Source organism: Methanoregula formicica SMSP (genome assembly GCF_000327485.1).
In the GTDB taxonomy this organism is placed as follows: domain Archaea; phylum Halobacteriota; class Methanomicrobia; order Methanomicrobiales; family Methanospirillaceae; genus Methanoregula; species Methanoregula formicica.
The window spans coordinates 485,914-511,343 of the sequence record NC_019943.1; the positions used below are offsets into that span (position 1 = coordinate 485,914).

The following is a 25,430-nucleotide window of genomic DNA, read 5'->3' on the forward strand; positions in this document are numbered from 1 at the left end:
TCATGGGATACCCAGGCAAGAACCACAAGTCTTACCAGACCCCCAAGCGCCCGTGGGAGAAAGCCCGCATCGAGGCCGAGACCCGTCTCGTCATCGAATACGGTCTCCGCAACAAGCGCGAGGTCTGGAAGGCACAGGCCTACCTGCGCAAGTACCGGACCGGTGCCCGGCACCTGCTTGCGCTCAGCTCGGGCGCTGCCGATGCTGCGCTTTACGAGACCAAAAAGAACGAGCTGATCTCCTCCCTCCAGAGGAATGGGATTCTCGGGCCCGACGCAGACATCGACGCGATCCTCTCGCTCAAGGTTCAGGCCCCGCTCGAACGCCGACTGCAGACCATCGTGTACCGCAAAGGCCTCGCCCGGTCGGTCAAACAGGCACGGCAGCTGATCACCCACGGGCACATCGCGATTGACGGCCGCCGGGTCAACATCCCCGGTTACCTTGTCAAGCGCACCGAGGAGTCCCAGATCGCCTACTTCGGCAAGTCCCCGTTCGTGTCCGACTCCCATGCGGAGAAGACCCGGATCATGAAGCCCGCGACTGCACCCAAGGCAATGCCCCAGCCCGAAGGTCACTTCCGTGGCCGGGGGAGGAGGTAATCCATGGCAGCAAACGAGAAGGAAAAGTGGGGCATCGCCCACATCTTTGCGTCCTTCAACAACACGATCATCACCATCACCGACCTGTCCGGCGCAGAGACCGTGACCAAGTCGAGCGGTGGCATGGTCGTAAAGCAGGACAGGAACGAGAGCTCGCCCTACGCCGCCATGCAGATGGCCAGCAACGTTGCGCAGACCGCCCGCGAGAAGGGCATTGTCGGCGTCCACGTCAAGGTCCGCGCACCCGGCCAGGGCAAGCAGCGCAGCCCCGGCCCCGGTGCACAGGCAGCCATCCGTGCCCTTGCCCGGGCCGGCATGCGCATCGGCCGTATTGAAGATGTCACCCCAATCCCCCACGACTCCTGCCGCCCGAAGGGCGGACGGCGTGGAAGGAGAGTGTGATGGAGATCGAATTCGCCAGTCTGGACGACTCCCTCGCACGATTCACGCTCTCGGGAGCGAGCCCCGCCTTTGCCAACGCCTTCCGGCGGGCAATGATCGGTGAAGTGCCAACCCTCGCCATCGAGGATGTGCGCATCTACGACAACACGAGCGCACTCTTCGACGAGATGCTGGCACACCGTCTTGGGCTCATTCCCTTAAAGACCGACCTCTCGGTCTACTCGACCCAGGACACATGCTCGTGCGGAGGGGCAGGCTGCCCCGGCTGCACGGCCACCTACACCCTCAGCGTCGAGGGCCCCCGGATGGTCACCTCCAGTGACCTCATCCCGCAGGATCCCGGCGCGGCGCCGGTGTATGACAACATCCCGATCGTGAAACTCACGAAAGGGCAGAAACTCGTCATAGAGGCACGTGCCATCCTCAACACGGGGAGGGCGCACGCAAAGTGGCAGTCGACGCTCGTATGCGGGTACAAGAATCACCCCGTCATCACGGTCAGCGACGTCTGCGACGCCTGCGGCATGTGCGTCGAGGAGTGCCCCCGCGACATCCTCGTTGCAAAGGGAAAGAAGGTCCAGGTTGCAGAAGGAAAGCTCCCCGAATGCTCCATGTGCAGGCTTTGCGAACGGGCATGCCTTGCAAGCGGTATCGGGGAAGAACCGGCAATAAAAATATCCGCCGAGCCCGACCGTTTTATCTTCGTGGTTGAGAGCGACGGGTCCCTGCCGGCAAAAGAGATCATGAACCGTGCCCTGTCGTTTATCAGGGAGCAGGCAGACGAGCTGGAACAACAGCTTGGCGAATTATCAGGGGATGAAAAGAAATGACAAGAATCATCGAGAAGACGAACCCCCGTCTTACCACCCTCATCTCGCTCCTGAAAAACAAGTCCCGCGAGAACGAGGCGAAGATCTGGCGCGAGATTGCAAACAGGCTCGAGACCCCGAACCGGAATTATGCCGAGGTCAACCTGTCCAAGATCAACCGGTACGCCCAGAACGGCGAGACGATCATCGTCCCGGGCAAGGTGCTCGGGAGCGGCATGCTGGAGCAGTCCGTCAGGGTCGCAGCGCTGAACTTTTCGGCGTCGGCCACGAGCAAGATCAAGGACGCGAAAGGGCAGTGTATGACCATCGAACAGCTCATCAGGGACAACCCGAAGGGCAGCGGTGTCCGGATCCTGAGGTGAAGAAGACATGGTAACCGTAATCAATGGAGACGGCCTGCTTCTCGGGCGCCTGGCAAGTATCGTCGCACAGCGTAGCCTCGCGGGTGAAGAGATCGCCATCGTCAATGTCGAGAACGTCGTGATCTCCGGCAGCAGGGCACGGGTGCTCGGGAACTACAAGCACAAGCGCGAACGCGGCGCATCCGGCTCCCACTGGGGACCGTTTGTCCCGCGCCGGCCCGACCACCTCATGAAGAGGACCATCCGCGGCATGCTCCCCTACAAGCGCCCCCGTGGCGTCGATGCAATGAAGTCCATCAGGTGCTATGTCGGGGTCCCCGTTGACCTTGTCGGCAAAGAGATGGAAGTGCCAGAAGAGGCGCACATGAACCGTCTGAACAACCCGAACCACGTCACGCTCGGTGCAGTCAGCACGTTCCTCGGAGCAAAGTTCTAAGGTGGCCATCATGGTAAAGATCATCAACACAAGTGGAAAACGCAAGACGGCAATCGCCCGTGCGACCTTAAAGGCCGGCAAGGGCGTCATCCGGGTCAACTCGGTCCCTCTCGAAGCATACGGGTCCATCACCACCCGGATGAAGATCTCCGAGCCGCTCCTCCTCGTTCCCAATGCAGTCAACGGCATCGATGTCACCATCGATGTTGCCGGCGGCGGTGTCATGGGCCAGGCAGAAGCGGTCAGGACAGCACTCGCCCGGGGCATCATCAAGTGGCACAACGACCCCGCGATGAAGGACATCTACCTGGAATATGACAGGACACTCCTTGTCAACGATTCCCGGCAGAAGGAAGCCAAGAAGCCGCACGGCTCCGGTGCCCGCGCAAAGTTCCAAAAGTCTTATCGCTGAACCAGAAGATATGATGAGAGGTCAGATATCTTGATACCCGTACGATGTTTCACCTGTGGAAAACCGATCTCCACAGCATGGGAAGAGTTCCGGGTCAGGAAAGAGAAAGGTGAGGATCCTAAGAAGATCCTCGACGATCTCAATATTTCGCGGTACTGCTGCCGCCGGATGCTCCTGACGCACAAAGAGATCATCGATGAGCTCAACCCGTACCAGTAAGCAGGAAGATGACAGTATGAACGCGGGGTCGTAGGGTAGCCTGGACCATCCTATTGCGTTCGGGACGCAGTGACCTGAGTTCGAATCTCAGCGACCCCATTTCAACCATTCAGGAAGACCACAACATCTGATTTGAGGACACGAATGCAGACGCAGAACTATACCCGGTATGAACGGGCAAGGATCATTGGAGCAAGGGCTCTGCAGATATCAATGGGTGCTCCGTTACTTATCACCACGACACGGATCGATCCGCTGGAGATCGCCATCGAGGAATTCACCAACAACACCATCCCCATTACCGTAAAGAGGAAATAGGAGAGCGGGCCATGACCATCATTGAGGTAATCGAGCTGCGGACGATCCTTGACAGCCGGGGCAACCCGACGGTCGAGGCGGACGTGTACACGGGGAGCGGCCACGGCAGGTCGGCTGCCCCGAGCGGCGCCAGCACCGGCTCGCTCGAGGCAAAGGTGAAGCCTCCCGCGGAAGCGGTGGACAACGCCCTCCAGAACGTCATCCCGGCGCTCATCGGTATGGACGCCTGCGACCAGGAGAGTTTCGATGAGCAGCTCCGGGACATTGACGGCACTGCCGACTTCTCGGAGATCGGGGCGAACATTGCTGTGGCGCTCTCGCTTGCGAATGCGAAGGCGGCATCAGCCTCGCTCGGCCTGCCGCTCTTCCGGTACCTGGGCGGGGCATTTGCAAAGGAGATGCCGCTCCCGCTCGGGAACGTCATTGGCGGCGGGGCGCATGCGGCCAATGCAACCGAGATCCAGGAGTTCCTCATCGTCCCCGGGGACGCGGCTGACGCAGAAGAGGCTGTCTTTGCAAATGCTGCCGTCCACCGCACGGTGAAGGCTCTCTTAAAGAAGAAAGGAATTGCCGCTGGCAAGGGTGATGAGGGTGCATGGGCACCGCAGATCGACGATGCCCTCGCATTTGAGCTCATTGCCGAAGCGGCCGGAATAGTCGCCGACGAGATGAAAGTCTCGGTTGATATGGGTATCGACGTTGCGGCGAGCCAGATGTGGGACGGGAAAGCATACAAGTACCGCAAGACCACGCGCTCGACCGAGGACCAGATAGCCTATATCGCAGAACTCGTGGACAAGTACAACCTTGTCTACGTGGAAGATCCCCTCCACGAGGACGACTTCGACGCGTTCGCGGAACTCACCAGCCAGGTCGGCAACCGCTGCCTGGTCTGCGGGGACGATATCTTCGTCACGCAGGTCGAACGCATCCAGCAGGGCATCGAGTGCGATGCCGCAAACTGCGTCCTCATCAAGCCCAACCAGGTGGGCACCCTCACCGACACGTTCGATGCGGTGCAGCTGGCCCACCAGAATGGCCTGGACACGGTGATGAGCCACCGGTCCGGCGAGACCACCGATACCACCATCGCCCACCTTGCAACGGCATTCTCCTGCGTGTTCTTAAAATGCGGGATTGTCGGCGGGGAGCGCATTGCAAAATTAAACGAACTGATACGCATCGAGGAACAGCTATGACCCAAGCAACAGAAATGGAAATTGAACTGAAAGAACCGCTCATCCCCGTCGAGGAGTACCTCGCAGCCGGCGTCCACATCGGCACCCAGCAGAAGAGCGAGGATATGAAGAAGTTCATCTACCGCGTCCGCGGCGATGGCCTCTACATCCTCGACATCCGCGAGACCGACACCCGGATCAAGACTGCCGCGAAGTTCTTAAACCAGTACGAGGCCCCGAACATCCTTGTCGTCACCTCACGGCAGTACGGCCAGTACCCGGCCAAGAAGTTCGCCGACACCATCGGCGCCATGTCGGCAACCGGCCGTTTCATCCCGGGCCTCCTGACAAACCCCGTCCTTGAGGGCTACATCGAGCCGCAGGTCATCGTCATCACCGACCCGATCGGCGACGCGCAGGTCATCAACGAGGCAGTCCAGTGCGGTATCCCCGTTGTTGCGCTCTGTGATACCAACAACATGACCAAGTTCGTGGATCTCGTCATCCCCACCAACAACAAGGGTCGCAAGGCACTCTCGATGATCTACTTCCTCTTAACCCGCGAGATGCTCCGGCTCCGCGGTATCTCAACGGCGCTCACCTCAGAGGACTTCGAGACAGACTTTTAAAATCTCCGGTCTTTCCTTTTTTCTCACAACCGATATCTGGATATAACAGGAGAACCAGAGGGTTGATGCGATGAAGATGCGTGCATGCGCAGTGGCTGGCATGTTCTATCCGCGCGAGCCCTCCCATCTCGAACAACTGCTGGAGAAGTTCTTCTCGGCAGTTCCTGACGTGGCAGGAAGGCCGCTTGGCATTGTCTCACCCCACGCCGGGTACATCTATTCGGGCCAGGTGGCGGCAACCGCCTTTGGCGCCATTCCTCCCGACTTCTCCGGCACCTTTGTCATCATCGGGCCGTCGCACCGCGGGTACATCACCTGCGTCTCCGAGGTCCCGTGGGAGACCCCGCTCGGTGTCGTGGACACGGATACGGAGTTCGTCCGGGCTCTCGATATGGAGACTGACGAACTCTCCCACCGGGACGAGCACTCGATTGAGGTTCAGGTGCCGTTCATCAAGTACCGCTTCCCCCGGGCGCGGATCGCTCCGGTGATGATGGGGCAGCAGGACTACCCGGGAGCGGTACGGCTCGGGGAGAAGATCTTTGCTGCGATCCGGAGGACAAAACGGGATGTCCGGATCGTTGCCTCGAGCGACTTCTCGCACTACGTGCCCGAGAAGAAGGCAAAGGAGGAGGACCTCTTTGCAATCGATGCCCTCAGGAGTCTTGACACAAGGGAATTCTACCGGCGGATCGCGGAGAAGCGGATCACAGCCTGTGGCTACGGCCCGATCACCGCCATGGTGACGGCCTGCACCGGCCTTGGTGCAAAAGCTGCGGAGCTGATCCGGTACGCGACAAGCGGTGAGACAACAGGTGACTATCGCGAAGTCGTCGGCTATGCCAGTATTGCGGTGATCTAGGTTGGCAACATGGAGTGCGCCGGGCAAGGTGTTCCTGTTCGGCGAGCATGCGGTGGTATACGGCAAGATGGGGATAGCCATGGCCATTCGGCCCCGGGTCTTTGTCACCGTTCGCGACACAAAGAGGCCTTCGCGGGCAAAGTCCCCCTATATTGACAGCTGCTTTGAAGCAATGGGTGTTATCGGGAGCGTGTACATCAACTCGCAGATCCCGAGCTCCTCGGGCCTTGGGTCATCTGCCGCTGTCACGGTTGCAACGCTTGCGGCTATTAACGATGAGTTCAACCTGAACAAAACCCGTGAGGATATCGCCGCCATGGCGTTCGAGATCGAGAAAACCGTGCAGAAGGGGAGGGCAAGCCCCACGGACACCACGGTCTCGACGTACGGCGGGATCGTCCTCATCACGGGCGGTTCACGGCGGCGGCTTCCCCCCCAGAACATGCATCTCGTGGTCGGCGACTCGCTTGTCTCCCACAGCACCTCGCGGATGGTCGAGCAGGTGGCCGATCTCAAAAAAAGGCACCCGGAGATCGTTGATCCGGTTCTCGATGCGATCCAGGGCGTCAGCATGAGTGCCATCCACCAGCTGAGTAATCCCCGCGAGCTCGGAAGATACATGAATATGAACAACTCGCTCCTCGAGGTCCTCGGCGTTGGGCACCCGCAGCTGGCAAAGATGATCCTTGCCTCCCGCCAGGCCGGGGCGTTCGGTGCGAAGATCACGGGGGCCGGCGGGGGCGGGAGCATGGTGGCCCTCTGCCCCAAGCAGCTCAAGCACCGCGTGGCAAAGGCAATCGAGTCCTGCGATGGCCGGGCTATCGTGACTGCTATCGATACGGAAGGCGTGCGAAAGGAGAAAAATGTCTGAAAGGGTACTTTTAAAACTCGGCGGGAGCATACTTACTGATAAGAGCGCCGACTGCGCAATCAACCGTGAGAGCCTTGCCACCATTGCCGCGGCAGTTGCGGCGGTAAGGACGGAAGGGACTGTCATCATCCATGGTGCCGGTTCCTGCGGACACCCGGAAGCCAAGCGGTACCACCTCGATAAGGGGGCCGCGCCCGGGGAGACCGAAGGTATCTATGTCACGCACCGTGCGGTCAGCGGGCTGAATGCTGAAGTCGTATCTGCCCTCCGCGAGAAGGGCGTTGCGGCGATCGGCGTCCACCCGCTCCACGTGGGTGTGGCAGACAAGGGAAGGCTCGTTGCGTTCGAATGCCGTCATCTCGAAACAATGCTGGCGCTGGGGATGGTCCCCGTGATCCACGGCGATGTGGTGATGGACCTCTCCCGGGGTGCCTGTATCGTATCGGGCGACCAGCTCGTGCGGTACCTTGCGGCTGCTCTTTCGATCAGCCGCGTCGGGCTCGCCACCGATGTACCGGGAGTGCTGGATGGAGGGCGCGTTGTGCCGGAGATCACCCGGCGCACCGTTGTAAATCTCCATATCGGCGACTCGATGCATACCGATGTCACCGGTGGAATGAGAGGGAAAATAGAAGAGCTGCTCGGCCTCGCGGACGCGGGGACGTGCTCGGACATATTCCATGTCTCGCGGGTGGCGGACTTCCTTGCAGGGTCCGACCATGGCGGGACGAGCGTAAGAGGAGAGTAAGGAATGAAAGATGCGGTGAAGCTGACGTCCTCGCGGAAACTCGACCACCTGCGGATCTGCGCAGAAGAGGATGTCGAATGCGGGGATGCCGGGTTTAACGATATCCGGTTCGTGCACAATGCCCTGCCGGAGTGCGACATGGAAGCAATCGACCTGTCTGCCCGGTTTCTCGGCCACACCTTTTCCTCCCCTCTCTTCATATCGGCGATGACCGGCGGTCATCCCGGTACAAAGGACGTGAATGCCCGGCTCGCCCGGGCGGCAGAGAAGTTCGGGCTTGGCATGGGCGTAGGCTCCCAGCGTGCAGCCCTGGAAAAGCCGGATCTTAAAGACACGTTTTCCCTTGTCCGCGACGAAGCGCCGCATGCGTTCCTTGTCGCGAACCTCGGGGCAGTCCAGCTTCGCGACCACGGGATCGCGTGGGCGGAGAAGGCCGTTGAGATGATCGACGCGGATGCGCTTGCCATCCACCTTAACTTCCTGCAGGAAGCAATCCAGCCGGAAGGCGACCACAACGCCGTGGGCTGTTTTGCGGCCATCGGGGAACTCTGCCGTGACTTCAAGACCCCGGTCATCATCAAGGAGACCGGGTGCGGGATCTCGGCAGCCACCGCACGGAAGTGCTGGGGCGTCGGTGTAAAGGCCATCGATATCGGCGGCTGGGGCGGGACGTCCTGGGCCGCTGTCGAAGCAGTCCGGGCCGGCAAAGGCAGGAGCGCACGGGACAAGGCGCTCCTCACCCTCGGGCAGGGCTTTGCCGGCTGGGGGATCCCGACCGTGGTAAGCCTTGCCGAAGTGCTGGCTACCGGGGGGCCGGTCATCGCATCCGGCGGCGTGCGGAGCGGGCTCGATGTTGCAAAGGGTCTTGCATTCGGTGCAGACCTCTGCGGCATGGCGCTCCCCCTGCTGAAACCGGCCATGGAGAGCGATGCAGCGCTGGCGCATGCCATTGAAGCTGTCCACCGGGAACTGACCGTTGCGATGTTCCTGACAGGCTCGGCACGGGTCACGGATCTCCGGAAAGCACCGGTCCATCTCACGGGCCGCACGCGCCAGATGATCGACAAGGACAACCCGGCACGGATCAAGCGGTAACGCAAGACCAATAGAAGAAGAAACCAGAACGCCGGCAACGGGGATTTTTAAGGAAAGAAGACCCGCAGGCGAAACACCAGGAGATACAAGAATGGATATAGAAATCATCGCAGTGGGCGGATACGACGAGGTCGGGCGGAACATGACCGCTGTCCGCTGCGGAAAGGAAATTGTCATCTTTGATATGGGGCTCCGCCTCGACCAGGTGATGATCCACGAGGATGCGGAACTCGAAAACATGCACTCGCTGGATCTCATCAAGATCAAGGCGATTCCCGATGACACCATGATGAACTCGATCGAGGGAACCGTGAAGGCGATTGTCTGCTCACACGGCCACCTCGACCACATCGGGGCAATCCCGAAGCTTGCCCACCGGTATAATGCCCCGATCATCGCAACGCCGTACACAACGGAACTGATCCGGCAGCAGATATCGGGAGAGCAGAAGTTCGGCGTGAACAATAAGCTCTTTGCGCTCAAGTCGGGGCAGCGGTACACGCTCTCCCAGAACCTGGTGCTCGAGTTTGTCCGGAACCAGCACTCCATCATCGACACGGTGACACCGGTGCTCCACACCCCGCACGGCGCAATCGTATACGCGCTGGACTTCAAGCTGGACCGGACCCCGGTCATCGGAGAACCGCCGGATTTCGCCCGCTTCCGCCAGATCGGGAAGGAAGGGGTGCTTGCCCTGATCGTTGAGTGTACGAACATTGGTCGGAAAGGACGCTGCCCGAGCGAGCGAATCGCCCGCGACCTGGTCCGGGACACCATCACCAGTTACGAGGACGACAAGAACGCACTCGTTGTCTCTACCTTCTCATCGCACATCTCGCGTGTCAAGACGATCGCGGAGTGCGCCCACGAGATTGGCAGGAAACCGGTCCTCCTCGGCCGTTCGATGGAGAAGTATGCCGTCACGGCCGAGCAGATGAAGCTCGTCTCGTTCCCGGAGACCACGAGCGTCTTTGGTAACCGGCGGACCGTTGACCGCACCCTGCGCCGGATGATGAAGGCCGGGAAGGACAAGTTCCTGCCCATCGTCACCGGCCACCAGGGCGAACCGGGTTCCATCCTCACCCGTATGGCTACCGGTGACACTCCTTACCAGCTCGGGAAAGGGGACAAGGTTATCTTCTCGGCAAATGTTATCCCGAACCCGATGAACCATGGCCAGCGGTATATGGTCGAGGCCCGGCTGAAGATGCTCGGCGTGCGGATCTTCGAGGATCTCCATGTCAGCGGTCACGGGTACCGGGAGGACCACTTCGAGTTTCTCCAGCTCCTGCAGCCGCAGCATGTTATCCCGGCGCACGGGAGCCTGACGATGACGGCAGACTATACCCAGTTTGCCGGTGAGCTCGGGTACACGGCCCATTCGACCGTCCATCTCCTGAGAAACGGCCAGAGGGTCAAGATCAATTAACGGTGAATAACAATGTCAGAACTTTCACTGTATCTGAAATCGGTCGCAAAGCAGATCGATCACATGATCGACCGTTACTATGTCGACAAGGCCGGCGAACTGAACAAGGCATCTGCCCACCTCCTTGCAGCCGGGGGCAAGCGTCTCCGCCCTGCTGTTGTCATGCTTGCGGCTGACGCGGTGAAGCCTGGCAGCTCGGACGACATTATGCAGGCAGCGCTGGCCCTCGAGGTGACCCATACCTTCACGCTTATCCATGACGACATCATGGACGATGACAGCCTGAGGCGCGGTGTCCAGACCGTGCACACGAAGTGGGATATGCCGACGGGGATCCTTGCCGGCGATGTCCTCTATTCCCGGGCATTTGAGCACATCTCGCTTGTCACCGCAAAGGACGATGCCAAGGTGAAGGCTATCAACATGCTCGCCCGGGCCTGTGCCGATATCTGCGAGGGGCAGCACATGGATATGTCCTTTGGGCACCGGGACGATGTCATGGAAGGCGAGTACCTGGAGATGGTCAAAAAGAAGACCGGCGTCCTGTATGCAGCGGCGGCCGGTATCGGTGCCGTCCTTGCCGGCGGAAACGGCGTGCAGGTGAAAGCCTTGTACAACTTCGGGCTCAACACCGGTATCGCCTTCCAGATCCAGGACGATCTCATTGACCTGTTAACCCCCTCCGAGAAGAGTGGGAAGGACCAGGCGTCCGACCTCCGCGAGGGCAAGCAGACGCTTATCATGATCAAGGCACGCGAGAAGGGCCTTGACCTGCAGAAGTACCGGCGCGAGCTCTTGAAATCTGATATCGACGAGGCCATCCGGGAACTGACCGAATCGGGGGTAATCCCCGAGGTGAAACAGATGGCCGCCGATCTCGTGAAGGACAGCAATCGGCACCTCGGACTTCTTCCCGAGTCAAAGGAGCGCCAGCTCTTGATGGACATTGGCGAGTTCTTCATCACCCGGAGTTATTAGGATGGCAGGGGACGATCCCAAAGAAGCCCTCTTTTTGTGTGCACTGCAGAACGCGGTGAAGCACGGCGGCGTGCCACAGGCCGGTGCGGTCATCGGCATGGTGATGGGCGCCCACCCGGAGCTCCGCTCACGGGCAAAAGAAGTCTCGGCACTGGCAAAAGAGGCGATTGCCGAGGTGGCAAAACTCTCACCGGAGGAGAGGCTTGCCACGCTCCAGACCCGTGCACCGGAGATGATCGCCGCCATGTCCGAGAAGCACGAGAAGAAGAAGGTGCTCCCGGAACTCGAAGGTGCGGAGAAGGGCGTTGTGATGCGGTTTGCCCCGAACCCCTCCGGCCCGCTCCATATCGGTCATGCCCGGGCTGCGGCGCTCAACGATGCCTACGTGAAGCAGTATGGCGGCCGCTACATCCTGCGGATCGAGGACACCGACCCGAAACGCGTGGACCCGGAAGCATACCAGACCGTGCAGGAAGATATCAGATGGCTGGGCCTTGGCATCACCGAAGTCGTCACCCAGAGCGACCGGCTGTCGATCTACTACGATCTCTGCAAACAGCTGATCGAGAAAGGCGGGGCGTATGTCTGTACCTGCGACAATGAGCAGTTCAAAGAACTCAAGCAGAACAAGACAGCCTGTCCCTGCCGCGGGAACTCTGCTCTGAAGAACCTTGAGCTCTGGCAGAAGATGCTCGACCATACCTTCAGAGAGGGCGAGGCGTCGGTCCGGATCAAGACCGATCTTTCCCACCCCGACCCGGCCATGCGGGACTTCCCGGCGTTCCGGATCCTCGATGCACCCTCGCACCCAAAGGTGAAGGCGCACGTGTACCCGCTGATGAACTTCTCGGTGGTGGCTGACGACCACCTGCTCGGCGTCACGCACGTGATCCGGGGCAAGGACCACATCGCCAATACCCGCCGGCAGAAGTTCATCTACGACCACTTTGGCTGGCAGCAGCCGGTGTACCGGCACTATGGCCGGATGGGGATCGAGGGAGTTGTCCTATCCACCTCGCAGATGCGGGCCGGGATTAAGGAAGGGCTCTATTCCGGCTGGGACGATATCCGGCTTGGTACCCTGCGGGCCCTTGCCCGGCGCGGGATCCTGCCAGAAGCCGTGAAGAACGCGATGATTGCGATCGGTATCGGCGACGTTGACATCTCGTTCTCGTGGGACAACCTCTACGCAGAGAACAAGAAACTGGTCGACCCGACAGCCAACCGTTACTTCTTCGTACCCGACCCGGTCGAGGCGAAGATCGAGGGGGCACCGGCCCACACCGCCCACGCCCTCCTCCACCCGTCCGATGAAGCCCGGGGCACGCGAACACTGGAGTTCACCGGCACAGCGCTCATCCCGAAGGCAGAGCTGGTGTCCGGCACTGCCATGCTCAGGTTAAAGGACCTCTTCAACGTGAAGATCGCGTGGAACGGCGAAACACCCACGTTCTCCTATGGCGGCGATTCGCTGGCCGATGCCCGTGCCGCAAAGGCCCGGATCATCCAATGGCTCCCGGCGCAGGCTATCGTGCCCTGCACGCTCATTACGCAGGAAGGCGAGGTCAAGGGGGCCTGCGAGCCCGCGGTGAAGGGAGAGGCCGGAAAGGTCGTCCAGTTCGAGCGGGTCGGGTTCGTGAAGATCGATGCCGTGGATGCGTCCGGTGTCCGGGCATACTTCACGCACAAATAACCAGCCCTCTTTTTATCCGGGTAATGATAGGGCAGCCGGACGGCGGCCCCGTACCTTTTTCCCCGTTCACGTCCCATTAATCAAGACGTACATGCAGCCTGACGGAAATGCCAGCGGGAACAGGGAACCCAAAGAGTCCCGCGAGAAGCTTGTCTTCACCGGCTTCTGCATGGATCTCCTCATTCTCGTTCCCGAGACTGCGGCCCTCATCCTCTCCGGGTCTGCCGCTCTCCTGTCCGATGTGTTCAAGTGCGCAAACGAGATCCTTGCCACGCTCTTTGCCCTCCTGATCATCCGGAGAATGAAAGCAGGCGGGAAGTTCACCTACGATTACGGCATGGGGAAGTTCGAGACCCTGACCCGGATCATCACCGGCAGCGTGATGGTGGTTTCGATCATCATCCTTGTCCTCTTCACTATCCAGCGTCTCATGCATCCCGAGAAGTTCGAGATGATTGCCGCTTACATCGGCATCCCGCTCATGATCTTTGCCAGTATTGCCGACTACCATCACTGGCATGCCTATCACCGCCGTTCAAAGGAAGATCCGTCCCCGATCATGGAGGCACAGTGGCGCCTGCGGCGGGCCAAGACGTTCTCCAACCTCCTGCTGCTCTTCGCGCTCACGTTCTCGGTCATCTGCATCCAGTATGAATGGGCGCATTACATCGACCCGATCGTTTCGTTCGTCATCATCGGATTCCTCCTCTTTGCCGGGTACCGGGAGTTCTCCTCCTCGCTCCCCGACCTTTTCGACAAGACCTTGGACGAGGAGCTCCAGCTGGTCATCCTGCGGGAACTCTCTGGCTCGTTTGATAAGTACGATGAGTTCCATGGGGTCCGGTCTCGTCGGTCCGGAAGCCGGATATACATCGAGATCTTCCTCGGATTCGATCCGGAGCAGAAGATGGGGGATGTCCAGCAGTTTGCCACCACGCTCAAGCGCTCTCTGGAGAACGAGATTGCGGGAAGTGTGGTCTCGGTTGTTCTGAGCCGCGAATAACGGGCCCCCTCTCTGTCCGGTCCGCTGCCTTTCCCGTTTCTGCAACGCAGAGTATGATCCTATATAGGTTTCCGGATTAATATTGAAAGAATATGGATGGCAGTGGTCTCGCGTATTGCGGGGGAGATGCCGATGGCGGGGAAGCGGCGGCGACGAAGCAGAAGACGGTCGCGGCCAGCCTTGGGTTTGACATCCTGCTCTGGGTCCCGGAGATCATCGCGTTTGTCCTCTCCGGGTCCATTACCCTCTTTGCCGATGTGATGAAATGCGGCAACGAGATCCTTGCTACGTTCTTTGCGCTTCTCATTCTCATCCGGATGCGGAGGGGTGACCGGTTCTGCTACGATTACGGTATGGGCAAGTTCGAGACGTCCACCCGGTTCATCACGGGTGCGGTCATGATGGTCTCGATCCTCATCATCACCTATTCAGCACTGACCAGGATCTATAATCCGGAACCGGTCGGCATTGAGGGAGCCATGATCGGTATCCCTCTCATGCTGGTCACCGCAATCATCGATACCTACCTCTGGCAGAAGAACTACCGCGTCTCCCTGCACGATCCGTCGCCGATCATGGAGTCCCAGTGGCGGCTCCGGAGGGCCAAGGCTTTTGCCGATGTCTCGGTCCTTCTGGCCCTGGTGCTTTCGTTCCTGCTTGGCCACCACGCCCTCTCGGTCTACATCGACCCGGCAGCCTCGTTCATCATCATCGGGTTCCTGATCCTTGCCGGGTACCGGGAGATATCCTCATCCCTTCCGGATATCTTCGACAAGACCCTGTGCGAAGAGCTCCAGATTGTCATCCTCCGGCACCTCGCGACATCGTATGACAGGTACCATGAGTTCCATGGCGTACGGTCCCGCCGCTCAGGCAGCAGGATCTACATCGAGATCTTCCTTGGATTCGATCCAGACCAGAAAATGGGGGATGTGCAGGATTTCATCGACTCCTTAAAGCAATCTCTTGAGGCAGAGATTCCGGGGAGCGAGGTCTTTGTGATACCAAAACGGCGGTAATCCTGCGGCACGTAGTGGGGACTGTGGAACCGGATACGGTATGTCTGTGAAGGTGACGGGCCCTTATGCAGTGCGGGTGAGCTGCGTTATGGCAGCAATCCAGACCGCCTTTGCCTCGACCTTGTCCATGCCCATCAGGACATCCATGAGAAGGCCGTTTGCCAGTGCATCGCAGGCAAGGGCAAGGACCCGCGGATCGAGGTCGCGCGAGACAAGGCCGGTCTCCTGCTGGCGGCGGATGAACCGCTCGATCACCCAGATATCCTCTCTCCGGTCCTGGACGAGCACGGCCCGGATGCGCTCGTTCCGGGTTGCAAGGAGGAGCATCTCGGCATACATGCTGTTGAACTGCGGGACATAGTGCAAGAGAGCATCGAACAGTGCGGCACTGCCTTCCTTCAGGTCACGGCCGGCATATGACCGTTCGAGCGTTCCCTTGAATTCGTCGCGCGCCAGTTCGGCAACTGCGGCAAACAGGTCTTCCTTTCCGGGGAAATACTGGTACAGTGCGGGTTTCGTAACGCCGAGGCTCTCCGCGATCGAGCCCATGGTTGTGCCATGGTATCCTTTTTCGAGAAAATGGGTGAACGCGGTCCGGATGATCTTCTTTTTGACGTCATCACGGTATTCACCAATAATGCGTGGCATAACGTACCAATATGTTCCTGCGCGGGCAGGGAAAACAATACCGCCCGGTTCTCATTACTATGGGTATGAATAACTTACCTATGGTAAGGTTAATACTTGTGGGTAATGCACTTTTGTACAGGTGATTCTGCGCCTAATCAGGGTGCGGCAGATCATACAGGTATGGTCTGGATCCATATGACTGTGCCGTCAAAGGGAGGTGACCTGTTCCGCTGTTCAAAGAGATTAAAAGCGATTTAATTATATATGTGACATTCTCAATAGTGGTAAGTACCTTGCAACGCAAGATACTGTGCCAAACACAAAACATGTGCAGGCCCGGCACCACTACCCTCTGTATCTGTCCCCGGGGCTCCGGCACCGGGGGCGGGCATGCACTCTGACCAGGGAGATCCCATGAATATCCAGTTCAAAAAAGGCGTACTTGAGATATGCGTTCTCTCTGTTCTGGCCCGCAAGGACTGTTACGGGTATGAACTCGTCAACGAGATATCGAAACGGATCGACATCTCGGAAGGGACCATCTACCCGCTCCTGCATCGCCTGAAGGATGAGGGCCATGTCACCACGTACCTGCAGGAATCTGCCGGGGGAGCGCCACGGAAGTATTACCGCCTTACCGAAAGCGGAAGGAAAGAAGAACATGAACAGAAGGAAGAATGGATGCGGTTTTGTGCATCGGTGAACGCGCTCCTGGAAGGGAAGAACAATGCTGCAGAATGAACAGGAATTTGTCCGGATCTTACAGAACCGGCTAGAGGGCACTCTTTCCCCCGAGGAACTGAACGATATTATCTCTGATTATACCGAACATTTCCGGATCGGGAAAACCGAAGGCCGTTCGGAAGAGGATCTCTTCCGTTCGCTGGGATCGCCGGAGGATATTGCGCGGGAGATCCGTGCCACCCACCTGGTGAAGAAAGCCGAGGATGTCAGGAGTTGCCGGAATATCCTCCATGCAGTCCTCGCAACCCTCGGGCTCGGGCTTTTCAACCTGGTGTTTGTCCTCATCCCGTTCATCCTCCTCGTACTGCTGCTGTTTGTGATCTTCGTTGTCGGGATTGCATTCATGGTCTGCGGGCCGGTTGCGGGAATCTTTGCCCTGCTCCAGCTGGCCGGTATTCCGGTATTTGCGATATGGCTCTCTCCCGCAGCAGGAATTTTCTTCTCGACCGGTATCACAACGTTCGGCCTGCTGCTCGTGATAGGGAATTATTTCCTTGCACGGTTCTTCTACCACATCGGGATACGGTATCTCAAGTGGAATATCGGTGTGATCACCGGAACGGAGCGTCTCGCATGACTGACAGCAGAGAAAAACCGGGACTGCAGGTTTCCAGCCATGATACCCTGAATATCGGCAGCACCAGGGTAACCCGCATAGTTCTGTGGCTTGGTGCGATCACCATCGTATCGTTTCTTATCGGGTTTGGCATCCTTGCCCTCTCGGGCGAGCTCCCGCAGTCAAAAGACCAGGATTTCTCACCCTTCCGCCATACCGCTTTCCTCTCGCCCGGTAAAACAACGGTTCCGCTTGACGGTGCCGGCTATGGTGATGTAGCCCTGACCCTCGGGGCCGGCGAACTCCGGGTCCAGGGAGGTGCACCGGATGATATGCTGATGGATGCATCGATCTTCTCTAAAGCGCCGGAATGGGAGCCTGAACTGGTCCAGAGTGTCAACGGGTCGCGAAAAACCGTTGCCCTGACTGACAAAGGACATAAGACAAAGGAATGGTTTTCCGTGGATTCCCCAAACAGCTGGACAATCGCATTAAACAACGGGGTTCCTGTAAACCTTGAAGTGAATGTCGGGGCCGGCGACTGCCGGATCGACCTCGATGGAATGACGCTGGGATCCCTGGACGTCCACAACGGCGCCGGGGATACGACCATCACCCTTGGCAGGAGCCAGAACCAACCGTTCGATGCCGTGATCCGGAATGGGATCGGCGACCTTACCCTCCGGGTGCCGCGGGAGAGCAACACGCGGATCCGGGCAGTGACCGGCCTCGGCGAGATCAGCAACAACGGATTAGTACAGGACGGCGATATCTTTGTAACAGCGGGGTTCAACCCGGCAATCGCGGTCAATGAGATTACCCTGAACCAGGGGGTTGGTTCAATCAGCCTTGAAGCACTATGATCAAATATCACAATACCAGGATGGGGATTATGGGAATACTGAGGACAATTATCGCGCTGGGTGTCCTGTTTGCACTGGTCGTCGCCGTTATACCGGCAGTGCATGCTGCCGATGCCCCGACCGTAACGATCACAAATTACGAGGTCTCTCCCTCGGTGCTGATGCCGGACAGTCTGGGGACCATCACGGTCACCCTCACGAATACGGCATCCAGCGCATCCACGACCGAGAAGACCGGAAAACTCGCAGCGGACGACTATTCAGTAATCACGACTGCGGACATAACCGTCAATATCGAAGATGTCCGTCTCGAGGGAAACGGTCTCCGTGTCCTGACCAAGAGCTATGACAAGGCAGGAAGCCTTGGCCCGGGCCAGTCCATCCCGCTTACCTTCTCGTTCCAGGCACCCGCACAAAGCGGGCTCTACTACCCGGAGGTCTGGGTAGCGGTCAAGGGCGGAAGCAGCACGAAATACCCCATCCCGGTCAATGTCAACACCGCTCTTGGGATCCAGAAGAAAGCGATCCTGATCACGGAGAGTTCGCTTGATGGCAGTGTCAACCCGGGTGATGAGATCCCCGTGACCCTGATCGTTACGAATTCCGGCGAGCTGCTTGCCGATGACGTTACCCTGACCGTCACAAATGTCAGCGGGAAACTGGCGCCAAAAAGCGCTGACCTGTACCACCTTGGTACAATCGGTCCCGGCGAACAGAAGACCGTGTCGCTTGTCCTCCTCTCTGACAAGCAGGCCGGCTACGGCCTCGTCCGCGTGCCGGTGACGATCAGCTACAATACCATCGACGGAAAGCCTGTCTCCGAATCCACTGGTATCGACGTTGTTCTGAAGGGTAAGGCTGAACTGGGTTTCGTCTCGGTTGACACAAGCCCGGCGCGGCTCACGGAAAGTACACCGTTCGATCTCACGATCCGGATAGAGAACACCGGGACCGGTGAGGCGAAGCAGGTATCGGCGAAGGTAGACCTTCCTGCTGACGGGACAAAGGAGGCATTCATCGGCAAGATCAAGCCGGGCAACGATGCCCCTGCCATCTTCCTGCTCGAGGGCCTGAAAGGCGGCAATTATCCCTATAACCTGACGATCACGTACACGGATGATATGGGGGTCCATACCTATACCCGGCAGATGAACCTGCGGGTGACACCCACAGACAACTCCGGCAGCATCATCCTCGTACTCCTTGTGCTTGCAGTGATCGGGTTCCTGGCCTGGCGGTACTGGTACCTGCCCAGGAAGAACGGTGACGGTACATTCCCATGGGAAAGAAAGAGTTGAGGGTCGCCTTCCTGCTCGCCCTGCGGTCACTCCAGCGGGGCAGCAGGTCGAGCGTGCTGCTTACCATCCTGATCATCGGGATGTGCTTCACCAACATGATCTTCCTGCCCGGCCTCTTCAACGGGATCGGGCAGAGCATCACGAAGCAGGTCGTGGACTACGAGATTGGAAACGTGCTCGTCAGCCCCAAGTCCGGCGAACGGTACATCTCCGACATGGACGCAACCCTCGACCTCATCAACGGCATGCCTGGCGTGGAGCGGGCCACACCGCATTTCAGCAAGGGGGCTACCCTGACGTACCGCAAACGGGTGCTCGGCGCCACGGTGCGGGCGATCCGGCCCAATGACGAGAAGCTCATCTCACCCCTGTACACCAAAATGGTTGCCGGCAGTTACCTCGGCGATGCGGATACCGGTGAGGTGATCATCGGCAAACCGCTTGCCGGTGATGCGTCGGTGAAGGAGGAGGACGAGTTCCAGGCCTCGCTTGGCGGGGTCCGGGTCGGTGACTCGATCACGATGGATTACGGTAACGGGTACGTGAAGGACTACCGGGTGAAGGGGATCTTCTACACCGGCTGGTACCAGTCGGACACCGCTGTTTACGTGAGTTATACGGATATGGCGCTTGCGGACCCGCGGGCTGCTGACAATGCGGAGTATATCACGGTCAAGATCAAGCCCGGGTATTCCGAGAAGTTCGTAAAAGACGAGCTCCAGCAGTACGGTGTCTCTGAAAAAGTCCAGACAACCGCCGACCTGCTCGAAAAGAGCATGGGGCGGGCGCTCCAGAGCTTCGCCATCATCAACATGGTCTCGCTCATCGTGGGCATCATTATCACCACGGTGGTGCTCTTCATCGTGATCACAATCAAGACCATCAACAGCCGTCGGCAGATCGGGATCCTCAAAGCAATCGGGGTGGACAAGGAGGTCATCATGCACAACTACGGGTTCCAGGTGGTCATCATGTCGGTGCTCGGGATCCTGTTCGGTCTCGTGCTCACGCTCCTGATGGCAGCGTACCTCGCGGCACATCCCATTGTCACGCCCGAGTGGTCGGCGACCCTGTACCTGACACCCTGGGACCTGGTCCAGAACTCCCTGATCCTCTTTGCCGCATCGCTCGTTGCGGGATATGTGCCTGCGTACCAGGTATCGCGCGAAGACATCCAGTCCGCCATGAGGGCCTGACATGATCCAGATATCCGACCTGACGAAAATTTACCGGATGGGGACTGTCGAAGTACGGGCGCTCGATGGTGTCACGCTCGACATCGCAAAGGGGGAGTTTGTCGGCATCATGGGAGCGAGCGGGAGCGGCAAGACCACCCTCCTGCACATGCTCGGCCTCCTGGACGATCCCACCAAAGGGAAGATCAATATCGAGGGTACCGACGTGCTTGCGCTCTCGGACTACGAGAAGACGATGTTCCGGCTGTACAAGCTCGGGTACGTCTTCCAGGACTATGCCCTGGTCCCTGACCTGACCGTGATGGAGAACGTCTCCCTGCCGGCAATGCTCCGGAAGGACCGGAGCGAGGAGCAGATCAGGAAGGACAGCGACTTCGTTCTGGAGAGGATCGGGCTTCTCGACCGGTGTGACCACCTCCCCCGCGAACTCTCGGGAGGCCAGCAGCAGCGGGTCTCGATTGCCCGTGCTATCGTGAACAAACCCGACATCCTGTTTGCCGACGAACCGTGCGCGAACCTCGACACCGAGAACTCGCGGATGGTGCTCGACCTCTTCCATGACATCAACGAAGAGATGAAGCAGACCATCGTGATGGTCTCCCACGAGGACTGGCACAAGGAGTACTTCCACCGGATCGTCCGGCTCAAGGACGGGAAGGTCGTGAGCGACGGGACCAATCCGTCAGCACACTAGATCCCCTTTGGCGGATCCCTCACCTTTTTTTCCTGCTGATGCCGACTATTCCGGCAGTGATGCAAACTCCCGAAATTCCCGTTGAGAAGATCGTCCGTTCGCGCCGGAAGACGATTGCGCTGGAGGTGACCCCTCAGGCAACCCTCGTCGTGCGTGCACCGCACCGGGTGCCGCAGGCATACATCGATCGCATGATCCTTGAGAAGAGCACATGGATCAAAAAGAAGATGGCCGAGATGCGGGCACGGCCGCAGGCTCCGGTGCGGCTGTATGAAGAGGGGGAGGTCTTCTGGTTCCTCGGCCGTGCGTATCCGCTGCACTATACGGACGATCCCGTCGGTGCGATCGTGCGCACCGACAGGCTTGAGGTCTCCCGAACCCTCCGTCCCGATATCCGGAATGCCCTGCAGCGCTGGTACGTGGAGGAGGCCAAAAAGGAGATTGCTGCCCGCTGCATGTACTTCTCGATGATGACCGGCTACTCTCCCACCTCGCTCCGCATCACCAATGCAAAAGGGCGGTGGGGTTCCTGCACGTACAAGGGCGGGCTCAACTTCAGCTGGCGCCTTGTCCAGGCCCCGCTTTCGATCGTGGACTATGTCATCGTCCACGAGCTCGTCCACCTCCGTCAGCACGACCATTCAAAAAAGTTCTGGGCAAAGGTCGAAGCGCTCATGCCTGATTATCAGCGGCGGCGGGAGTGGTTGCGGGAGAACGAGCGGCTGCTCAGGATTTGAGATCCCTCATCCATAAGCCGTTCCCTTTTCATCCCGCCCGCCCAACATGTAGAGATGAATTCCTTTTTTATCCGGCAGGAACTCCCGGACGATGCCCTGGGTATATCAGAAGTCCACCTCCAGGCCTTCGGCCAGGACAGGGAATCGCGACTCGTCGATGCCCTTCGCAACGATGGTGTTGTCAACCCGGATCTCTCCTTCGTTGCCGTGCATGGAGAACGGATCATCGGGCATATCCTCTTCACCCCGGTCCAGATTGTATCCGGAACGGTCGCATCACCGGCCCTTGCCCTTGCCCCGCTCGGTGTCCACCAGGACTACCAGTGCCGGGGGATAGGGGCAGCCCTCATCGAGGATGGATTGGCGGAGTGCCGGCGTCTTGGCCATCATATCGTGATCGTGGTCGGCCATCCTTTGTATTATCCCCGGTTCGGGTTCACGGCTGCAAGTGACGCCGGGATCACTGCACCGTTCCCCTGCCCGGATGATGCATTCATGGCACTCCCCTTAAAGCCCGGAGCACTCGATGGAATCGGGGGAATGGTCCGGTACCCGGCTGCGTTCGACGCGGTCGGGGCCCATACCTCGTAGACTGTATTCCGGGGCGGTCCCTTTCCGGTCACCACTCTATCGCCTTTCAAATGACCCTATCCGTCGGCACGTGAACGTATCGGTGGCGGCAACTCCGGACCGCACAGCATATACCCTTTCCTCGCCAACCCCTCCTTACGACATGACGCCCGGGGTACCCCTTCCCGCCGGCATGGATCTGGCGGATTATCTGCACGACGTAGTACTGCACGCAGGCCCGTCCATGCAGGAGGAGCCTGTATCCTTTGCCGGAACGGTGGTGAAAAAATTTACCGGGGAGTTCTGGACCTCCCGGCAGCGGCAGGGAGGATCTCTCCACGAAATATCATACCGTGCATGCTTCAAGCCGCAACTGCCACGGTTCTTCATCTCGCTTTTGACAAAGAAAGGAGATGTTGTCTACGATCCCTTCAGCGGCAGGGGGACGACCGTCATCGAAGCTGCGCTCATGGGAAGGAGCGTGGTGGCAAACGATATCAATCCGCTCTCCCGGGTAATGACCGAGCCCCGTTTCTTCCCTCCGGAACTCGAACAGGTGGAGAAGCGGCTCACGCTGATCCAAAAGGAGGGGTGCAGCGCGGATATCGATCTCTCGATGTTCTATCATCCCGCAACAGAACAGGAGATCGCTGCCCTCAGGGAATACCTTCTGGCGAGAAAGGAAGCCCACCGTGACGACATGCTTGACCGCTGGATTGCAATGGTTGCGACCAACCGTCTCACGGGCCACTCGAAAGGGTTCTTCTCGGTCTATACGCTCCCGCCAAACCAGGCAGTCTCTCCGGCGAGCCAGGAGAAGATCAACAAAAAGCGCCGCCAGGCACCGGAATACCGCGATACCCGGCAGCTTATTCTCACCAAGACAAAAAGCCTGCTCAGGACGCTTACCGGAGAGGAGAGAAGGAACCTTGCACGGGCGGGAAAGAGTGCCCGGCTGCTCTCGGAAGATGCCCGCTGCACAAAAGAGATCCCTGATGAGTCTGTGGACCTGACAGTAACGTCGCCCCCGTTCCTTGATATTGTCCAGTACCGGGAAGACAACTGGCTCCGCTGCTGGTTCAACGGTCTTGACGAGCAGGCCATCGGGAAACGGATCACCATGGCACGGACTCTTGACGGCTGGTCGTCCATCATGGGGCAGGTCTTCGGTGAATTATACCGTATCACAACACCGGGCGGGTACGTTGCTTTCGAAGTCGGGGAGGTGCGCAAGCGGACTGTCCGGCTCGAAGAGCAGGTTGTCCCCCTCGGGATTCACGCCGGGTTCACCTGTGATTGCATCCTGATCAACCAGCAGGTCTTTACGAAGACCTCCAATATCTGGGGTGTTGAGAATAATGCCTGTGGCACGAACACCAACCGCATTGTTGTATTCCGGAAATCCTGATACCGCACAATGAGCACCGGATGCGGAAAAAAAGGCAGGATCCGGCAAATCTTGATATTTGAACAACAATAATTTCTTTGTTGATAATGCCGGGACAGCAGCACGTAATCGGGAGAGGGTGCAAAACATGGCGGAGGACACTCCGGCCGGTTATAGCGATAATCTTCCTGTCTCTTCTTTTCCTCCCTGTCACTGCCGCCGATGACGGGAGTAGCTCCGATACCGTGGCGATCCGGCAGGCCCATCTTGCCTGGACTGCCCTTGACAAGGAGTACGATTTTTCCACTGCCGTCATGTACTGCAATACCCTCTATGGTTCGGATACAACAGAGATGAGCCGGCTCTTGGCAGAGTTCAGAAAGCAGGAAACCCGCATTAAGGACACAGCAACCAGCACGGAGGTCGATGCGCTCATCGAGGATATGCGGAACACCACCGGCCGGTTCCGGGAAGAGACCTTCTCCGTGATGACAAAAGGGCAGGGAAAGTGGGACGTGCTGGAGAGCCAGATCCTGGACGCAAAAAACAACAATCCCTACCTCCTCCAGAAAAAGGACCAGTACTGGACGACCAGGACAAAGGCCCAGCTTGCTGCCTTCGATACCTGGGTTCGCGAAGGGCAGGAGCGGCTCGATATCCTGAAGGCGCAGGGGTACGACACGACAACGACCCAGCGCTCTCTCGACGTCTTCGCCTCGAAAAAACCAACCGTGAGTGCAGCGTTCGCAGCCAAATCCGAGACATCGATCAGGTCCGCAAACCAGCTTATCCAGCCGCTCTCGCAGGATTTCATCCAGGAACTCGCAGAAGTCCAGGAACAGGTGCCGGACACTATCCGGTTCCAGTTCTTAATTGACCAGGCATACCGGGCAACAGCGTTGTGCGACAAGGCAAATGCCGAACTCCTCCCGATCCTGCTTGATATCGACAATACAGTGGCTCTTGTGAAAAAGACCAAGAGCGATCTTACCAACGCCCAGCGGATGCTCAATACGGGAAGCCTTGAAAATACAAAGACCCCGCTGAGGCTTGTCCAGAAAGACCTGTCCGACCTTGCCCAGGTGTACCGTGACATTGCTTCCACCATGGACCTGGGAACAGAACTGAATTCTGAGCTGAACACCATTGCCCTCAGGCTTGACAATACCGCAGACCAGATGAGGGATGCACTATGACGGCGTCCCGGAGGGTCTTCGCCCTCTCTGCAATCCTGCTGCTGGTTATTTTCCCTCTGGCTGCGGGATGCCTATCCGTCCCGGGTCCCGAGAGCCAGAAAAAGACCCCGACGGTAACTGCCGCGGTGACCCGTTCTCCTGAGACCACGGTTCCGGTAACAACCGTGGTGCAGAGGGCAATTGTGACAGCGCCCGCGGCTGAGAGGACAACCACGCTTCCCCACCCTCCCGTAACAACAGCACCCACCGTCTCACGCTATGCGGCTGATACCTGCACGGGGCAGGGGGGATCCCTGGTCCTCCCCGGCCAGACGTGCCCCGGCGCCTGGCTGGTTGCAACCAATACCTTCAGCTGCTGTTCTGTAAAACCCGTGGACGCCACCAACGGGAGCAACAAAACCCTCTCTGCTGCCCCGTTCACCCTGACGGTGAACATTGATGATGATCTTGGCAGCATCCGCCCGTGAAACTGG

At 58.8% G+C, this 25,430-nt stretch carries 31 protein-coding genes and 1 tRNA gene; 31 read left to right on the forward strand and 1 reads right to left on the reverse strand.

Translation table 11 applies throughout. From position 1 onward, the window contains the following. The first annotated feature begins 2 nt into the window (after window positions 1-2). From METFOR_RS02420 to METFOR_RS02515, 20 genes are all read left to right on the forward strand, one after another. Window positions 3-602: a 30S ribosomal protein S4 gene (locus tag METFOR_RS02420; RefSeq protein WP_015284518.1), complete on the forward strand. Its 600-nt coding sequence runs from the start codon at window positions 3-5 to the stop codon at window positions 600-602. 3 nt (window positions 603-605) lie between these two features. Beyond that, window positions 606-1,004: a 30S ribosomal protein S11 gene (locus tag METFOR_RS02425; RefSeq protein ID WP_015284519.1), complete on the forward strand. Its 399-nt coding sequence runs from the start codon at window positions 606-608 to the stop codon at window positions 1,002-1,004. Next, window positions 1,004-1,834: a DNA-directed RNA polymerase subunit D gene (locus METFOR_RS02430; protein ID WP_015284520.1), complete on the forward strand. Its 831-nt coding sequence runs from the start codon at window positions 1,004-1,006 to the stop codon at window positions 1,832-1,834. The genes METFOR_RS02425 and METFOR_RS02430 overlap by 1 nt, the downstream gene beginning before the upstream one ends. Further along, on the forward strand, window positions 1,831-2,196 hold the full coding sequence (locus tag METFOR_RS02435; RefSeq protein WP_015284521.1) for a 50S ribosomal protein L18e: 366 nt from the start codon (window positions 1,831-1,833) through the stop codon (window positions 2,194-2,196). Before METFOR_RS02430 ends, METFOR_RS02435 begins: the two co-directional genes overlap by 4 nt. A gap of 7 nt (window positions 2,197-2,203) precedes the next feature. Then, on the forward strand, window positions 2,204-2,632 hold the full coding sequence (locus tag METFOR_RS02440; RefSeq protein WP_015284522.1) for a 50S ribosomal protein L13: 429 nt from the start codon (window positions 2,204-2,206) through the stop codon (window positions 2,630-2,632). A 10-nt stretch (window positions 2,633-2,642) separates the two neighbouring features. Then, the gene (locus tag METFOR_RS02445; protein WP_015284523.1) at window positions 2,643-3,044 is read left to right on the forward strand and encodes a 30S ribosomal protein S9; all 402 of its coding nucleotides are present in this window, start codon (window positions 2,643-2,645) and stop codon (window positions 3,042-3,044) included. Between the two features lie 30 nt (window positions 3,045-3,074). Beyond that, a complete protein-coding gene (locus METFOR_RS02450; protein WP_015284524.1) occupies window positions 3,075-3,263 on the forward strand; it encodes a DNA-directed RNA polymerase subunit N in 189 nt (62 codons plus the stop codon). 24 nt (window positions 3,264-3,287) lie between these two features. After that, window positions 3,288-3,362: transfer RNA gene (locus tag METFOR_RS02455), tRNA-Pro, on the forward strand. Window positions 3,363-3,407: 45 nt separating this feature from the next. Next, on the forward strand, window positions 3,408-3,581 hold the full coding sequence (locus tag METFOR_RS02460) for a DNA-directed RNA polymerase subunit K (RefSeq protein ID WP_015284525.1): 174 nt from the start codon (window positions 3,408-3,410) through the stop codon (window positions 3,579-3,581). A gap of 11 nt (window positions 3,582-3,592) precedes the next feature. Further along, the gene (gene eno, locus METFOR_RS02465) at window positions 3,593-4,780 is read left to right on the forward strand and encodes a phosphopyruvate hydratase (protein ID WP_015284526.1); all 1,188 of its coding nucleotides are present in this window, start codon (window positions 3,593-3,595) and stop codon (window positions 4,778-4,780) included. Continuing rightward, entirely contained in the window at window positions 4,777-5,388 is a 612-nt protein-coding gene (rpsB, locus tag METFOR_RS02470) for a 30S ribosomal protein S2 (RefSeq protein WP_015284527.1), read from the forward strand. The genes eno and rpsB overlap by 4 nt, the downstream gene beginning before the upstream one ends. A gap of 70 nt (window positions 5,389-5,458) precedes the next feature. Then, window positions 5,459-6,250, forward strand: a complete 792-nt coding sequence (gene amrB / locus METFOR_RS02475) for an AmmeMemoRadiSam system protein B (protein WP_015284528.1) — start codon at window positions 5,459-5,461, stop codon at window positions 6,248-6,250. Between the two features lies 1 nt (window position 6,251). Further along, window positions 6,252-7,121 (forward strand): mevalonate kinase, encoded by an 870-nt coding sequence (gene mvk, locus METFOR_RS02480; RefSeq protein WP_015284529.1) that lies wholly within the window; start codon window positions 6,252-6,254, stop codon window positions 7,119-7,121. Continuing rightward, window positions 7,114-7,869 (forward strand): isopentenyl phosphate kinase, encoded by a 756-nt coding sequence (locus METFOR_RS02485; protein ID WP_015284530.1) that lies wholly within the window; start codon window positions 7,114-7,116, stop codon window positions 7,867-7,869. The genes mvk and METFOR_RS02485 overlap by 8 nt, the downstream gene beginning before the upstream one ends. Window positions 7,870-7,872: 3 nt before the next feature. Further along, the gene (gene fni, locus METFOR_RS02490; RefSeq protein ID WP_015284531.1) at window positions 7,873-8,964 is read left to right on the forward strand and encodes a type 2 isopentenyl-diphosphate Delta-isomerase; all 1,092 of its coding nucleotides are present in this window, start codon (window positions 7,873-7,875) and stop codon (window positions 8,962-8,964) included. Between the two features lie 91 nt (window positions 8,965-9,055). After that, entirely contained in the window at window positions 9,056-10,393 is a 1,338-nt protein-coding gene (locus METFOR_RS02495; RefSeq protein ID WP_015284532.1) for an RNase J family beta-CASP ribonuclease, read from the forward strand. A 12-nt stretch (window positions 10,394-10,405) separates the two neighbouring features. Next, the gene (locus tag METFOR_RS02500; RefSeq protein ID WP_015284533.1) at window positions 10,406-11,371 is read left to right on the forward strand and encodes a polyprenyl synthetase family protein; all 966 of its coding nucleotides are present in this window, start codon (window positions 10,406-10,408) and stop codon (window positions 11,369-11,371) included. A 1-nt stretch (window position 11,372) separates the two neighbouring features. Beyond that, a complete protein-coding gene (locus METFOR_RS02505) occupies window positions 11,373-13,064 on the forward strand; it encodes a glutamate--tRNA ligase (protein ID WP_015284534.1) in 1,692 nt (563 codons plus the stop codon). Window positions 13,065-13,155: 91 nt separating this feature from the next. Continuing rightward, window positions 13,156-14,067 carry a cation diffusion facilitator family transporter gene (locus METFOR_RS02510; protein WP_015284535.1) on the forward strand — a complete coding sequence of 304 codons (912 nt, stop codon included), beginning with the start codon at window positions 13,156-13,158 and terminating at the stop codon, window positions 14,065-14,067. 92 nt (window positions 14,068-14,159) lie between these two features. Further along, window positions 14,160-15,086: a cation diffusion facilitator family transporter gene (locus METFOR_RS02515; protein WP_015284536.1), complete on the forward strand. Its 927-nt coding sequence runs from the start codon at window positions 14,160-14,162 to the stop codon at window positions 15,084-15,086. Window positions 15,087-15,149: 63 nt separating this feature from the next. Here the strand turns inward: METFOR_RS02515 and METFOR_RS02520 are convergent, their stop codons facing one another. Further along, complete coding sequence (locus tag METFOR_RS02520; RefSeq protein WP_015284537.1) at window positions 15,150-15,734, reverse strand: TetR/AcrR family transcriptional regulator; 585 nt, start codon at window positions 15,732-15,734, stop codon at window positions 15,150-15,152. 372 nt (window positions 15,735-16,106) lie between these two features. Here METFOR_RS02520 and METFOR_RS02525 point away from each other — a divergent pair, with 372 nt between their 5' ends. The 11 genes from METFOR_RS02525 to METFOR_RS02575 all read left to right on the forward strand — a co-directional run bounded on the left by METFOR_RS02525 (window position 16,107) and on the right by METFOR_RS02575 (window position 25,424). Continuing rightward, the gene (locus tag METFOR_RS02525; RefSeq protein WP_233504441.1) at window positions 16,107-16,457 is read left to right on the forward strand and encodes a PadR family transcriptional regulator; all 351 of its coding nucleotides are present in this window, start codon (window positions 16,107-16,109) and stop codon (window positions 16,455-16,457) included. Further along, the gene (locus METFOR_RS02530) at window positions 16,444-17,037 is read left to right on the forward strand and encodes an HAAS signaling domain-containing protein (protein ID WP_015284539.1); all 594 of its coding nucleotides are present in this window, start codon (window positions 16,444-16,446) and stop codon (window positions 17,035-17,037) included. The genes METFOR_RS02525 and METFOR_RS02530 overlap by 14 nt, the downstream gene beginning before the upstream one ends. Next, complete coding sequence (locus METFOR_RS02535) at window positions 17,034-17,879, forward strand: toast rack family protein (protein ID WP_015284540.1); 846 nt, start codon at window positions 17,034-17,036, stop codon at window positions 17,877-17,879. The genes METFOR_RS02530 and METFOR_RS02535 overlap by 4 nt, the downstream gene beginning before the upstream one ends. Before the next feature lie 29 nt (window positions 17,880-17,908). Then, the gene (locus METFOR_RS02540) at window positions 17,909-19,177 is read left to right on the forward strand and encodes a COG1361 S-layer family protein (protein WP_015284541.1); all 1,269 of its coding nucleotides are present in this window, start codon (window positions 17,909-17,911) and stop codon (window positions 19,175-19,177) included. Then, on the forward strand, window positions 19,159-20,373 hold the full coding sequence (locus METFOR_RS02545; RefSeq protein ID WP_015284542.1) for an ABC transporter permease: 1,215 nt from the start codon (window positions 19,159-19,161) through the stop codon (window positions 20,371-20,373). Before METFOR_RS02540 ends, METFOR_RS02545 begins: the two co-directional genes overlap by 19 nt. A 1-nt stretch (window position 20,374) precedes the next feature. Further along, complete coding sequence (locus tag METFOR_RS02550; RefSeq protein ID WP_015284543.1) at window positions 20,375-21,067, forward strand: ABC transporter ATP-binding protein; 693 nt, start codon at window positions 20,375-20,377, stop codon at window positions 21,065-21,067. Window positions 21,068-21,126: 59 nt separating this feature from the next. Beyond that, window positions 21,127-21,804 carry a M48 family metallopeptidase gene (locus METFOR_RS02555; protein WP_048110764.1) on the forward strand — a complete coding sequence of 226 codons (678 nt, stop codon included), beginning with the start codon at window positions 21,127-21,129 and terminating at the stop codon, window positions 21,802-21,804. A 54-nt stretch (window positions 21,805-21,858) separates the two neighbouring features. Beyond that, window positions 21,859-22,395 carry a GNAT family N-acetyltransferase gene (locus tag METFOR_RS02560; protein WP_015284545.1) on the forward strand — a complete coding sequence of 179 codons (537 nt, stop codon included), beginning with the start codon at window positions 21,859-21,861 and terminating at the stop codon, window positions 22,393-22,395. Window positions 22,396-22,537: 142 nt separating this feature from the next. Further along, window positions 22,538-23,782 (forward strand): DNA methyltransferase, encoded by a 1,245-nt coding sequence (locus METFOR_RS02565; RefSeq protein WP_015284546.1) that lies wholly within the window; start codon window positions 22,538-22,540, stop codon window positions 23,780-23,782. An 86-nt stretch (window positions 23,783-23,868) separates the two neighbouring features. Next, complete coding sequence (locus METFOR_RS02570) at window positions 23,869-24,957, forward strand: hypothetical protein (RefSeq protein ID WP_015284547.1); 1,089 nt, start codon at window positions 23,869-23,871, stop codon at window positions 24,955-24,957. Next, window positions 24,954-25,424: a hypothetical protein gene (locus METFOR_RS02575; protein WP_015284548.1), complete on the forward strand. Its 471-nt coding sequence runs from the start codon at window positions 24,954-24,956 to the stop codon at window positions 25,422-25,424. The genes METFOR_RS02570 and METFOR_RS02575 overlap by 4 nt, the downstream gene beginning before the upstream one ends. Window positions 25,425-25,430 lie beyond the last annotated feature (6 nt).